This window comes from Methanolobus sp. ZRKC2 (genome assembly GCF_045291185.1).
Taxonomy (GTDB): domain Archaea; phylum Halobacteriota; class Methanosarcinia; order Methanosarcinales; family Methanosarcinaceae; genus Methanolobus.
Map to the genome: position 1 here is coordinate 2,823,515 of NZ_CP146980.1, position 12,346 is coordinate 2,835,860.

Annotated in this window: 13 protein-coding genes; 9 read left to right on the forward strand and 4 right to left on the reverse strand. The window is 41.4% G+C overall.

The window, feature by feature from the left end; translation table 11 throughout:
* Nucleotide 1: 1 nt before the first annotated feature.
* Nucleotides 2–1,072 (reverse strand): non-hydrolyzing UDP-N-acetylglucosamine 2-epimerase, encoded by a 1,071-nt coding sequence (gene wecB, locus V7O62_RS13620; protein WP_406656884.1) that lies wholly within the window; start codon nt 1,070–1,072, stop codon nt 2–4.
* 277 nt (nt 1,073–1,349) lie between these two features.
* Nucleotides 1,350–1,886, reverse strand: a complete 537-nt coding sequence (locus V7O62_RS13625; RefSeq protein ID WP_406656885.1) for an acyltransferase — start codon at nt 1,884–1,886, stop codon at nt 1,350–1,352.
* A 695-nt stretch (nt 1,887–2,581) separates the two neighbouring features.
* On the opposite strand from V7O62_RS13625, the gene V7O62_RS13630 reads away from it, so the two are divergent.
* From V7O62_RS13630 to V7O62_RS13655, 6 genes are all read left to right on the forward strand, one after another.
* Nucleotides 2,582–3,262 carry a 4'-phosphopantetheinyl transferase family protein gene (locus tag V7O62_RS13630; RefSeq protein ID WP_406656886.1) on the forward strand — a complete coding sequence of 227 codons (681 nt, stop codon included), beginning with the start codon at nt 2,582–2,584 and terminating at the stop codon, nt 3,260–3,262.
* Between the two features lie 230 nt (nt 3,263–3,492).
* The gene (locus V7O62_RS13635; RefSeq protein WP_406656887.1) at nt 3,493–3,747 is read left to right on the forward strand and encodes an acyl carrier protein; all 255 of its coding nucleotides are present in this window, start codon (nt 3,493–3,495) and stop codon (nt 3,745–3,747) included.
* Complete coding sequence (locus V7O62_RS13640; RefSeq protein WP_406656888.1) at nt 3,744–5,222, forward strand: class I adenylate-forming enzyme family protein; 1,479 nt, start codon at nt 3,744–3,746, stop codon at nt 5,220–5,222. The genes V7O62_RS13635 and V7O62_RS13640 overlap by 4 nt, the downstream gene beginning before the upstream one ends.
* A complete protein-coding gene (locus V7O62_RS13645; RefSeq protein WP_406656889.1) occupies nt 5,203–6,213 on the forward strand; it encodes a hypothetical protein in 1,011 nt (336 codons plus the stop codon). The genes V7O62_RS13640 and V7O62_RS13645 overlap by 20 nt, the downstream gene beginning before the upstream one ends.
* Nucleotides 6,214–6,231: 18 nt before the next feature.
* A complete protein-coding gene (gene nadE / locus V7O62_RS13650; RefSeq protein ID WP_406656890.1) occupies nt 6,232–7,206 on the forward strand; it encodes an NAD(+) synthase in 975 nt (324 codons plus the stop codon).
* Between the two features lie 2 nt (nt 7,207–7,208).
* Nucleotides 7,209–7,949, forward strand: a complete 741-nt coding sequence (locus V7O62_RS13655; protein WP_406656891.1) for a 3-oxoacyl-ACP reductase family protein — start codon at nt 7,209–7,211, stop codon at nt 7,947–7,949.
* Nucleotides 7,950–8,018: 69 nt separating this feature from the next.
* Here V7O62_RS13655 and radC read toward each other — a convergent pair whose 3' ends face one another.
* Entirely contained in the window at nt 8,019–8,708 is a 690-nt protein-coding gene (gene radC, locus V7O62_RS13660) for a DNA repair protein RadC (protein WP_406656892.1), read from the reverse strand.
* A gap of 131 nt (nt 8,709–8,839) precedes the next feature.
* On the opposite strand from radC, the gene V7O62_RS13665 reads away from it, so the two are divergent.
* On the forward strand, nt 8,840–9,667 hold the full coding sequence (locus V7O62_RS13665) for a molybdopterin synthase (protein WP_406656893.1): 828 nt from the start codon (nt 8,840–8,842) through the stop codon (nt 9,665–9,667).
* A 36-nt stretch (nt 9,668–9,703) separates the two neighbouring features.
* Here the strand turns inward: V7O62_RS13665 and V7O62_RS13670 are convergent, their stop codons facing one another.
* Nucleotides 9,704–10,114, reverse strand: a complete 411-nt coding sequence (locus V7O62_RS13670; RefSeq protein WP_406656894.1) for a winged helix-turn-helix transcriptional regulator — start codon at nt 10,112–10,114, stop codon at nt 9,704–9,706.
* 170 nt (nt 10,115–10,284) lie between these two features.
* Here V7O62_RS13670 and groES point away from each other — a divergent pair, with 170 nt between their 5' ends.
* Both groES and groL read left to right on the forward strand, forming a co-directional pair.
* Nucleotides 10,285–10,560, forward strand: a complete 276-nt coding sequence (groES, locus tag V7O62_RS13675) for a co-chaperone GroES (protein ID WP_406656895.1) — start codon at nt 10,285–10,287, stop codon at nt 10,558–10,560.
* 38 nt (nt 10,561–10,598) lie between these two features.
* Complete coding sequence (gene groL / locus V7O62_RS13680) at nt 10,599–12,206, forward strand: chaperonin GroEL (protein WP_406656896.1); 1,608 nt, start codon at nt 10,599–10,601, stop codon at nt 12,204–12,206.
* The last annotated feature ends 140 nt before the right edge of the window (nt 12,207–12,346 follow it).

The window sequence follows — 12,346 nt, forward strand, 5'->3', positions numbered from 1 at the left end:
GTCAAGCAAGGATTTTGTTAATTGTCAGTGCAGCCGTGTTTCCATTGCCATAGGGATTATCCCATTTTACTCCGGAAGCTGTCATTTTCTTTGCAAGCTGTGCTATATTGCCATTAACTCCGGCTATGGTATTAGCTCCCACGTCAACCGTTTCAGGTCTTTCAGTATTGTCCCTTAGAGTAATGCAGGGTACACCGAGGATACATCCTTCTTCCTGCAAACCTCCGCTGTCAGTGAGTATCAGCTTTGCACTACCTTCAAGCTGCAGGAAGTCCAAATATCCGACAGGATCAATCACTTTTGTACCTTCGGGGATTTCCAGGCCGAATTCGTTTGTCATCTTTACAGTTCTCGGATGAGCAGGGAAAATGATCGGCAGCTTAAATGCCTGGTATATTTGTTCAAATCCTTTGAGTATGCTTGAAAGGCGTTCTTTTTTATCCGTATTCTCCGCCCTGTGAACAGTTGTCAGGAAATATTCGCCATTTTTAAGGTTTAAACTGGACAGGGTTTTTCTGGTCTGCTTTGAGATTTCCAGGTTCTGATAAACAGCATCAACGACAGTATTGCCTGTGACAAAGATTTTTTTCCCGGGAATTCCTTCATCAAGAAGATACTTCTTTGAGTTTTCAGTAGGTGCAAACAAGTAGTCAGAAATATGATCTGCAATGACCCTGTTTATCTCTTCAGGCATGTTCCGGTCAAAGCTTCTCAGGCCGGCTTCCACATGGCCTACTTTAATATGCATCTTGGATGCTGCAAGTGCTCCGGCAAGTACGGTGTTGGTATCACCCTGGACAAGTACCACATCGGGAGTATCATGAATTAGTATCTCCTCGATACCTGAGATCATCTTTGCAGTTTGTTCACCATGTAAACCTGAGCCTACATCAAGATTATATTTCGGTACAGGTAGCTTCAAATCATCAAAGAAGACTTTATCCATCTCGAAACTGTAATGCTGGCCTGTGTGCAGTATATAATAGTCAATACCAAGTTTCTCGCATTCCCTGATGAGTGGGCTCATCTTAATTATCTCAGGGCGGGTTCCAAGGATGATTGCAATCTTCATCCCAGTCCTCCCTTTCCAACAATACTTTTCAGAGTCTCCGACAGGAGCTCTTTGGATTCCCACTCATTTTTCCACTCCATTCTATCCAACTTAACAATATTCAGTATCATCTTCGGAACATCCCCCTTTAAGTTCCTTGATCTGTCAGTATGATTCAGTTTAATGCCATTATCAGGCATTATTCAGCTGTTAAATCCCAAGCATTATCCCGGGAACTTCTCCCTTTAGTCCCCACAGTATTATTATGTGAAATAGTATTTATAACTTTGAAATTGGCTTATTTGTCTAATCGAAGTACTACTTCAGCCGGATTGCCTCGTGCAATACAATTTGGAGGAATGTCTTTACTTACAACCGATCCAGCTGTAACGATTGAGTTTTCTCCAATGGTGACTCCGGGTAGTATTACAACATCTATAGCGATCCAGGCTCCTCTTTTTATTGTTACCGGTGATGTTTTTGCAAAGAGTTTTGACATTCGGGGATGAGACTCCCTGAAATATGAAGGAGGAGAAGTATGGACTAAAATTGAATTTCTTCCGCTAATTGCGACATCGTCTTCTATGGTTATCATTTGCGGATGCACGGGATCCATATAAACTTCAAAGCCAACAAACACATTTTCTCCAATATTAACTCCCCTGATTCTCTGGCATTTTACCCTCATGCTCGGAGTCATGGGCAGGTATGAAGCAAACATCTGGAAAAAACGACCTACTATTGCCCTGATCAGGGAAGCAAAGTCCTGTTCTTCCAGTTTGGCTGTTCCCATTGATGACCTGATTTTTCGATAAAGATAATCATTGGATTTCATCAAAGCACCATGAACATATTCCGATATTGTATTCTATAAAAGTCATTTATACACCAATATTTCCGAGGAAATGAATTCAAAAAACCGGGCTTAAAATAGATTTTACTTTTCAATAGAGACACCTATTTATTACTAATTCGAGTAGAATTCTCAGCATATAATTCAAAGGTGAATATCAGTAACAAGCAGCCTCTATACTTTTTACAGATTCAGAATACACCGGACAAGGTCCAAAATTAATTTTCCTGGCTTTTCTCAAGTCAATTGACAATATACAATCTCTAATATTAAATTCCCCACCAACTATGAATTTATTCCTGACTACATTTAATTCTTCTCTATGCAGCTATGTTTGAACCACATTTTTCTGGAATATCTCCATGCACAAATGATTATACGCAGAGAGAACAATGCATTGGAGCCTTGCGATAGTAATCTCTATTCCTTTCGTTAATTGTTTGTGATGACTGTGTGGTCAACAAGCTTCCACTATTGAGAACAGAGTTTCCCGAACTCTATCTCTCTTCCCCAAACAGTAATTGTAAGAAGTAGTATTTATACTTTAAAAATGAGTTAATTATGAAAACAGTTTCTCATAGTAATGAAAAGGACTGAATAATCCAGTATTCCGACACTTTTCTGATTCAAACATTACTTTTTATATTCAAGTTATTCCAAAGAACTAAGAGAATATAATGGAATTAGTAACTTTGAACGTATCATCTCATGTTTCCCTGGAGCATGTATCACATTTATGGAAACAGAATGATATTCTTGTCTTTATAGCAGACCTTAAGGATTATAGCACATTGGATGCCGGTCATCTTGAAGACGTTGAAAAAGAGCATCTGGAAAGCTTGAAAACCGAATACTTCAGGAAAAGATTCAAAGTTTCTCGTTTTGTCCTGAAACACATCCTGTGTATTCTCCTTGATAAGCAGTCTGTTTTTGATGTATCTCTTTACAAAGACAAATACGGACGACTCCATGTCCGCAACCATGATGAACTGAATATCTGTATTTCATATACTGAAAATATGTCTTTCCTGGCCATCTCAAAAACAGAGGTAGGTATTGATGCTGAGATAAGGAGGTCTCTGTCTCTTAAAAAAGCTTCAAAATACCTAAAAACAGAAACCTCATATGATGGCAGATATGCAACCGATCTCAATTTACTAACAACATGGACTTTGAAAGAAGCGTATTGCAAGTATTCGAACAGGAATATCATTTCATATCTCGGTAAATCATTGGACACCAACGACATTTTTTATTCTGGTTATTTTATAAACAACAGATATCTGCTTGCTGTTGTAACCAGTTCAGGCAAGTATACTGTTAGTATAAACTATTTCGAGAAAATAATTCCTGAGTGATGTGGTAGCTCGGTAAAATTTCTGACGTGGACGGTTCAAAATCTGCCAGCGTATTCATTCTGATGTATATGGTATCCATAATATAATTGCAAAGAACAATTATTTCTCTATGCTCCGATAATTCTTATATATTAGTAAACACATTGACTGTTCCGGGAGTAGATCTGTCTGTATAACTTAACAGTTGTATGAGTAGTATACTCTATCTCAAAAGGGGGTGCGTATAGCACATGGAACAAATAAGGGAAGATATAATTGACTTTTTAAAAGGCCAATCTTTCATGGATAGTGACACTCAGTTTACTGACCATGACTCTCTCACGAAGGCCGGGATCATAGATTCAATTGGTTTGCTAGGACTTCTTGATCACATAAGTGAGAGATATTCGATAGAAATCCCGGAGGATATGTTAACTCCGGATAATTTAGACTCATTGCAGGGAATTACCGATCTGATCGTCAAGCTGAAAAAAGAGAGATCATGAGAATCGATTCCTTTATAGCAGAAAATGCAATAAAAAACCCTCATCAAATTGCTTTAGAAGAAGGCAAAAACACTATTTCCTACGATTGTCTTGATGAGGAAATAAAAAGAATTGCCTCACCAATGATGGAATTTGGGAATTGCAGATTTGCTGTTCTGGCAGAACCTGGCATACAGTATATAGAAATGCTTATGGCCGTTTATAAGTCGGATAACATTGCAATACCCTTGCCAATTGAACTGGCAATGTTCAGTCTGGAAAGAATTCTTGATACTGCCAATATCAATAACATTATCGTGACAGATGCGCAGTATTCAAGGCTCAGTGAGGCTTTTTTCGATCGTTTTGGAACAGTGATAATTGTTTCTGAAGATAACTCCGTAAATATTTTACGAAAAGAGGTTATAAAAGAAAACAACAATCCGCATCTTCGACTGGTACTATATACTTCCGGTACGACTGGCACCCCAAAAGGTGTTATGTTAAGTGACAGGAACATGGTCGCAAATGCGGAGTCTATAATAAACATACTCGGAATATCGCCTGCAGATAAAGCTGCAATGGTAATATCTCCGCACCATGCTTATGGTAATTCCATAATCAATTCTCATTTGGTGGCCGGAGGCTCCATATGTTTGGGGTCCATGAATTTTATGGGCTCTGTTTTCAGTATGATGGAATCCGGGATATCCATGTTTTATGGTGTCCCAAGTACCTATCGTCTGCTATTGAGATATCCGGAAAAGTTCAGGGATGCTTTCACGAACATAAGGCTTGCTGCGACGGCAGGTGGGGCTATTGATGCTACTATTGTGGAGAATTTAAAAAATTCCAATCCTGATGTCAGGGTAATGCCAATGTATGGTCAGACCGAAGCTACTGCCAGGCTTGCCTACCTGCCTTCGGAGGATGTTGACGAGTTCGTTGATACGATAGGAAAAGCTATCCCCGGTGTTACACTGGACGTATTCGATTCAGGTGGCCGGTCGGTTGAACCGGATAACAGAGGTGAACTGGTTGCCAGGGGTGACAATATCATGCTGGGTTATCTGGATGATGAGTTTGCCACGGAGAAAAAGATCATAAACGGCTGGATGTACACAGGAGATCTTGCGCAGAAGTTACCCAATGGCTATTTCAGATTATTGGGGCGCAAAGATGATATTATTAAGATAGGTGATCACCGTGTTAATCCAAGAGAACTTGAAAAATATATAAAGGACAACAATGATGTTTCCGGGGTTTTTGTTGTTCCGGTTTCCCACGAACTTCTGGGAAATGCAATAAGTCTCATGGTTATGCCCGGTAGCGGTACGGATGTAGATTCCATTTTTTCATTCTGCAGAGAGAATCTGCCTGGTTACCTATGTCCTTTAGAAGTACTATGCATCGATCAGTTACCATTGAGCGAGAACGGGAAAATATCAAATCGATCTATTATAGAAGGTTACCAAAATGTCAAGAACAGTATGTAAAAAATGTATTCTGGACTCGGACATTCCAGGTATAAGTATTAATGAAGATAGCGGAATGTGTCAGTTTTGTGAGACATATAAACCTCTTTCTCCAGATGAAAAGTATGGCTATCTTACCCGGATGGAAACGTTACTTCAAGAAGAAAGCGGCAAAGGGAAATATGACGCGATTTTTGCTCTTTCCGGTGGCAAAGATTCTTCTTACACTCTATATGAGCTCAAAAAGAAATATCCTTTCCTGAATGTACTGGCTGTTCAGTTCGATAACGGCTTCATATCTGATAATGCAATTGAGAATGCAAAGAAGATGTGTGAGATTTCAGGATCTGACTATTTCAAACTGACCATGGATGATGAGATACTGTACGATACATTTCGCAAGGCTGCCCAGTCCTATGATATGTTTCCCAAGGTTGCCAAATACAGGGCCAGTGACATATGCAATACCTGTATTGGCATCATAAAGCAGAAACTTATCGAAATGTCAGTTGTTCACAAAGCACCTTTTATCGTGTTTGCATTTACACCTGGGCAAACCCCTAATCCAATTGTTGATCTGTCTTCCAGTTTTATAAATTGGTCACGGGATCTTTTTGAGAAACAGCTTCAGGATATTGGTGTTGACGATAAGGATGAGTTATTCATCATGAAAAAGGAAGTAGTTGAAAACATAGACAATACTGCTCCGAAGATCATTCATCCTTTGTGCCTGTGGGATTACAATGAAGGCAGGATTATGGAGAAACTGGTTGAACTTGGCTGGAATCCTCCCGGCATCAATGACAGTAATTCGACCAATTGTACATTGAACTCATTTGCCTGTTACAATCATCTGCAAAAATATGGGATACATGCTTACGCTTTTGACATAGCAGGAATTGTCCGAAGCGGTGATATGTCCCGGGAAGAAGGATTGAAGAAACTCAATCAGGAATTATCTCAGCCTATGATATTGGATGCTGCGAATAGACTGAACTTAAAAGTGGAATAAATTTAGGGGAGTAATGTAATGCAAATTTTGGAAGAACTTAACAAAAACACAGAGAAATTATCTATGGATCTCAGGGGATTCATAAAACAGAATGTTGTTGATTTCAAGAAGAAAGGAGTGCTTTTGGGAGTATCGGGAGGTGTTGATTCAGCAGTGACCCTTACACTTGCCGTGCAGGAACTGGGGAAGGAAAATGTGTATGGTCTACTTCTCCCTGAGAAAGAATCCGCTCCTTCCAGCAGGGCTCTTGGAGCAGAAATGTGTGAAAGCCTGGATGTGCCATATGAGGAGATGCCTATATCTCCCATTCTGGAATCTCTTGATATATATGAGAAAAAGGAAGAGGTCATAAAGCGAACCTGTCCGGAATATGATCCGGAGATTCATAAAACATCACTTGTACTGCCTGATTTTCTGGATCAGGGATTAGTAACTGTTCCTTACATAAAACTGGTTAAGGATGATGAAGTGGTTTCACAGCACAGGCTGAAAGCAAGCGATTATCTGGAACTGATCGGGCTACAAAATGTCAAACAAAGGTCTAGGATGATAATTCAGTATATGCAAGCTGAGAAAATGAACTATGCTGTCTGTGGTACGACCAATAAGACCGAAATGGTTCTGGGCCAATTCGTTAAATATGGGGATGGTGGCGTAGATATTGAGCCTCTGGCGGATTGCTATAAGACTCAGGTCTATGCTCTGGCAAATTATCTCAATGTCAACGAGGAAATAATACAGAGGCCTCCAAGCGCTGATACATGGAGTCATTACACCTCTGACCAGGACTTCTACTGGCGTATGCCCATCCAGATAATGGATCAATTACTTTATTCCCAGGAGCACCAACTGCCTTTGGATATTATCAGGGAGAACACCGGTTTGTCTGAAGAGAAAATAACCAAAGCTCATAAGCATATTGCCAATGTCAAGGATAGTACTGAGTATATACGTGCTGTCGCACCGGTATTTTCCCTGAATGGTGACAACTGAAAATGCTTTCGGGCAAAGTTGTGCTGGTAACCGGGGCAAGCAGGGGGATCGGGAGAGCTACCGCCCTGCTGGCAGCAGAGAACAATGCACATGTGATCATCAACTACAATAAAAGTAAGGATCAGGCAGCCGAACTTGTGGATATGATTCACAAAAAGGGGTTTCATGCTTCAATGATTAAAGCCGATGTCTCATCCGAAGATGATGTGAGGTTGATGTTCAAAGACATAAAGGAGAAACATTCAAAGCTCGATGTGCTGGTTAATAATGCCGGAATTATGAAAAACAGTCTTTTTTTGCTCTCAAACACAGAATTGTTCGATCATACCCTGGGTATTAATCTGAAAGGAATGTTCCTGTGCACTAGGCATGCAGCGAACATGATGAGAAAACAGGGACATGGGAGGATTATCAACCTGTCGTCTACAGCAGGGATTGATGGGGATGCCGGGCTGGCTGTGTATTCTGCGAGCAAAGCTGCAGTTCTTGGATTTACAAGATCCGTGGCAAAGGAAATGGGGATGTACGGGATAACAGTGAACGCTGTAGCACCCGGTCTTATTGAGACTGACCTTATAAAAGATGTCAAGACTGAAGTCCGGGAAAAAATGCTGTCCAATATTGCTCTCGGAAGAATTGGTACTCCGGAGGATGTTGCAAAAGTGATACTGTTTTTGAGTTCTGATCTTGGAGATTATGTCAGCGGAGAAACCATTGTAGTGGATGGTTGTCGTATGATGTGATTTGCTGATATCAAAGTGTTATCAACATAAATTCAGTCACAGGATTATCATCCGTGACTGTCGTTTCCTTCATTTCACGTATCCTTCGTCCTTAAGACTCACATACCCACCATCTCCTATAACGACATGATCCAGTACATCTATGCCCAGTAATTTCCCACCCTCTACTAATTTCTCTGTCACTGTAATGTCTTCTATGCTCGGTGTGGGATCTCCTGAAGGATGATTATGTGAGAGTATGACAGAGGCACATGACTCCATGAGTGCTGCTTTGAATACTTCTCTGGGATGCACGATATTCGCATTCAGGGTGCCGATTGAGATTACTTCATCCCGAATTACCTGATTCTTTGTATCAAGAAACAATGCCACAAGTTTTTCTTTTTTCTGCTCTCTCATTTTCGGGTAGAGCAATGAGTACACGTCTGCAGGATTTCTGATCTTACGCTTTGGTTTATCCGTGAACCCTTCCAGTTTGCGGGCAAGCTCGAAGACTGCTGCTATCTGTGCAGCCTTTGCGGCACCGATACCATGAATCTGCATCAGTTGTTTTATGTTTGCCTGGCTCAATTGCTTAAGACTGTACTCAGAGAAAATACGGCTGCACATGTTGATCACATTCTCTTTCCGCGATCCTGTACGCAATATGATGGCCAGAAGTTCCGCATTTGAAAGTGCTTCCGGTCCGAATTTAAGCAATCTTTCCCTGGGACGCTCATCTTCGGGCATTGCACGGATACATATTTTATATTCACTCATGTGGCTTAGAACAATTTTTACATTTATAAATTATTCGAAGAATGCTAATATAATTTTCTTCATGCTACAATTTAATTCTGACTAAAATGCTCGTCGTATACTTATAGAATGAATAAGCATAACCCATTTTTATGAAAGTTATTTGTGTTGCAGGCTACAAGAAAACCGGTAAGACGACGTTGGTCACTCGTCTTGTAGAAGCACTTTCTGAAAAAGGATCGGTGGGTACTGTCAAGATGATGTTCCATCACCGCTTCAATCCTGAATATACTGACACGGGAAAACATTTCGAAGCAGGAGCTGCTGGTGTTGTTGCAATAACCGAAAATGAGCTTGTAACCATCAAGCGGAACCCTACTCTTGAGGAAGCACTTGATTCCCTGGCTGATATGGGTATGGACTTTGCCATCGTGGAAGGTGCAAAGAGTAGCGAGTTGCCAAAGATTGTCCTGGGAGATGCAGGAGAGAAAGAAGATCTAAGTAATGTGGTAGCAAAACTTCCCGAAAAGGATGACTGGAACATCGGGGAACTAGTGAACCTCGTTCTTAAACAGGAAGATTGGGTAACTTTGGGCTTCCTTGTAAAGAAAATCAAAAGCAATCCTGATATAAAGTTTTCAGGTGGCATTGCTACCTTTACGGGTATCGTTCGTCAGGTCACTGGTGATACTCATACAAAGGCCCTTGAATTTGAGAAATATTCTGATGTTGCCGAGAGTGCAATGGAGAGAATATGCACTGAAATGAAGCAAAGAGAGGGTATTATAGACGTCCTTATGCATCACAGGACGGGTCTGATCAAAGCGGGTGAGGACATAGTCTACATAGTTGTTGCTGCAGGTCACAGGAAAGAGCTTTTCAAGACCCTGATAGATTCTCTTGAAAGATTAAAGGAAGAAGTGCCTATATGGAAAAAAGAATTCACAATAGATGGTGATTTCTGGGTTCATGATAAATGATAAAATCGAAGAATAAATTTTCATAGCTGCAGTTGCTTACCGGTTCTTCAATCCCATCTGGCGATCGATCTCTTCGGCAATCTCTTCGAGCTCATTGAACATGCGCTCGGAGTCTTTTCTCATTTCCTGGACTGCGGCCTTGAGACTTCCTCCCCGCAAGCAGAGTTTTCTCCTTTCCCTGTAAAGCAGTCCTGAGTTGATGAGATTGCGTACATGGTGATTGACTCTTGAAGGGTTAATTTCCAGGCTTTCTGCTATCTTTTCTGATGACACTTTCTCTTCATTATCGGAAATCTGTTCCAGCAGGTCAATAACGATCTTTGTAGCAAGGTTTTCAGTATCTCTTCCAGATGACAATCCAAAACTATTGCACAGCCAGTGGATATCCTGGTCCAGTTTTTTTTCCCGCGGTTTTTCCAGTTTGATAAGTAATATCTGCTGTGACATGATTTGTGTCTATCTTTTGGATTGCATATAAATGTTTGCATTATTTATCGAAATGATGTCGATAAAAGTGCAAAAAACCAGATTTTGTACAAAAAGTTTATATGTTCGTTTAACGATATAGTTGTCTGTGATCCGGTGTGTTGCCGGGCAAAATCCAGAGGATGATTTGTATGATTATAAGGCCAATCGGAGAAAGAGTGTTAATAAAAGCTGTCAAAAAGGCAGAGACCACAGAAAGTGGTATATTCATTCCTGACTCTGCACAGGAAGAGAAAAAAGAAGGTATCGTTGTTGGAGTGGGTACTTTTGAGGATGGCAAGGCACTTCCACTTAAAGCCGGAGATCATGTGATCTACGGGGGCTACAAGAGTGATGAGATAGATGTTGACGGGGAAAAACACCTGTTCATCGATTTCAAAGATATTTTAGCTGCAGTGGAAGAATAAAAAATAACCAATTATACTGCAAATAAGAGGTAATCAAGATGGCTAAACAGATTATGTTTGACGTTGATGCGCGCAAAGCTTTATTGAGTGGGGTTGACAAGGTAGCCAATACCGTTAAGATAACACTGGGTCCAAAGGGCCGTAATGTGGTACTTGATAAGGCAAACAGTCCGGTAGTCACCAATGACGGTGTGACAATTGCAAAAGAGATCGAGCTTGTGGACAAGTTCGAGAATATGGGTGCAAAGCTGGTCAAGGAAGTTGCTTCAAAGACCCAGGACAACACAGGTGACGGAACAACAACTGCAACCCTGCTTGCACAGTCTATTATTACCGAAGGATTAAGGAATATCACATCAGGTGCAAACCCCATTGAGGTTAAAAGGGGTATTGAGAAGGCAACTGAAGAGGTTGTTGCGCACCTGAAGGATAAGAGCAGGGATGTCAAGGACAAGCACAAGATTATCCAGGTAGCTACTATTTCAGCAAACAATGATGAGGAGATCGGTAATCTCATCGCGGATGCAATGGAGAGGGTAGGCTACAATGGTGTTATCACAGTCGAGAACTCCAAGACCATGGAAACCTCCCTTGAGGTCGTGGAAGGTATGCAATTCGAGCGCGGCTTTGTGTCTCCATATATGGCAACTGACCATGAGAAGATGACCTGTGAGTTCGAGGACCCATACCTGCTTATTACTGACAGGAAGATCAGCACCATGAACCAGATCATCCCTGTACTGGAGAAGGTGGCAAAGGAAGGAAGGCCTCTTGTTATGATCGCCCAGGACATTGAAGGCGATGCAGAGGCAGCATTGATACTTAACATCATCCGTGGTTCCCTTAAGGTATGTGCGGTAAAGGCACCTGGTTTCGGAGACGAGCAAAAGGAAATGCTGGAGGATATTGCAATACTCACTGGTGGTCAGGTGATCAGCGAGGACAGAGGTATGAAACTCGAGGAGTTCACCGAGGACATGCTTGGACACGCCCGCAAAGTCAATATTGACAAGAACAAGACCACTGTAGTAGAAGGCAAGGGTGACAAGGCAGAAATTGAAAAGAGAATGGACCTTATCGAATCTCAGGTCGAGATGACAGAAGCAGAGTTTAAGAAGAAGGAACTCAAGAAACGTCTTGCAAAACTCGGTGGCGGTGTAGCCGTGATCAAAGTGGGTGCGGCAACAGAGACCGAGGTGAAAGAAAAGAAGATGAGGATCGACGATGCACTCAATGCCACAAAGGCTGCAGTAGAGGAAGGAGTTATCGCAGGAGGCGGTGTGACACTCTTCCATGCAGTGTCAGTGCTTGAAAATATGGAGCTTCAGGGAGACCGGAATATCGGCCTGAACATCGTAAAGCGTGCGCTTGAAGAACCTGTGAGGCAGATTGCCATTAATGCAGGTCGTGAGGGTGCAGAGGTAGTGGCGAAAATAAGGACTGAGGGCAATGAGCAATATGGCTACAATGCAAAAACCGATGCTTTCGAGGATCTCTTTGAGGCAGGTGTCATCGACCCCACAAAAGTTGTAAGGAGCGGACTTCAGAATGCTGCATCCATTGCAGGCATGGTTCTGACCACAGAAGCACTTGTGACTGATTTTGACGATGAGAAAGACGATCAGACGCCAGCGATCATAATATGATCGCTTTCTTTTTCATTTATTCTATAAAATAGGAGGTTTTGTCCGTATTTAATATTAGTATCAGTTCAATGTGTATAGCTGGTGAAGAAAATAAGCATTCTCGAAAACTCATAGCATATGGGAGTAGCATATGAGGTCCT

What these genes read in the sequence shown, in the direction of transcription:
- wecB (WP_406656884.1), bottom strand. Translation starts at nt 1,072, where the DNA reads ATGAAGATTGCAATCATCCTTGGAACCCGCCCTGAGATAATTAAGATG.
- V7O62_RS13625 (WP_406656885.1), bottom strand. Translation starts at nt 1,886, where the DNA reads ATGAAATCCAATGATTATCTTTATCGAAAAATCAGGTCATCAATGGGA.
- V7O62_RS13630 (WP_406656886.1), top strand. Translation starts at nt 2,582, where the DNA reads ATGGAATTAGTAACTTTGAACGTATCATCTCATGTTTCCCTGGAGCAT.
- V7O62_RS13635 (WP_406656887.1), top strand. Translation starts at nt 3,493, where the DNA reads ATGGAACAAATAAGGGAAGATATAATTGACTTTTTAAAAGGCCAATCT.
- V7O62_RS13640 (WP_406656888.1), top strand. Translation starts at nt 3,744, where the DNA reads ATGAGAATCGATTCCTTTATAGCAGAAAATGCAATAAAAAACCCTCAT.
- V7O62_RS13645 (WP_406656889.1), top strand. Translation starts at nt 5,203, where the DNA reads ATGTCAAGAACAGTATGTAAAAAATGTATTCTGGACTCGGACATTCCA.
- nadE (WP_406656890.1), top strand. Translation starts at nt 6,232, where the DNA reads ATGCAAATTTTGGAAGAACTTAACAAAAACACAGAGAAATTATCTATG.
- V7O62_RS13655 (WP_406656891.1), top strand. Translation starts at nt 7,209, where the DNA reads ATGCTTTCGGGCAAAGTTGTGCTGGTAACCGGGGCAAGCAGGGGGATC.
- radC (WP_406656892.1), bottom strand. Translation starts at nt 8,708, where the DNA reads ATGAGTGAATATAAAATATGTATCCGTGCAATGCCCGAAGATGAGCGT.
- V7O62_RS13665 (WP_406656893.1), top strand. Translation starts at nt 8,840, where the DNA reads ATGAAAGTTATTTGTGTTGCAGGCTACAAGAAAACCGGTAAGACGACG.
- V7O62_RS13670 (WP_406656894.1), bottom strand. Translation starts at nt 10,114, where the DNA reads ATGTCACAGCAGATATTACTTATCAAACTGGAAAAACCGCGGGAAAAA.
- groES (WP_406656895.1), top strand. Translation starts at nt 10,285, where the DNA reads ATGATTATAAGGCCAATCGGAGAAAGAGTGTTAATAAAAGCTGTCAAA.
- groL (WP_406656896.1), top strand. Translation starts at nt 10,599, where the DNA reads ATGGCTAAACAGATTATGTTTGACGTTGATGCGCGCAAAGCTTTATTG.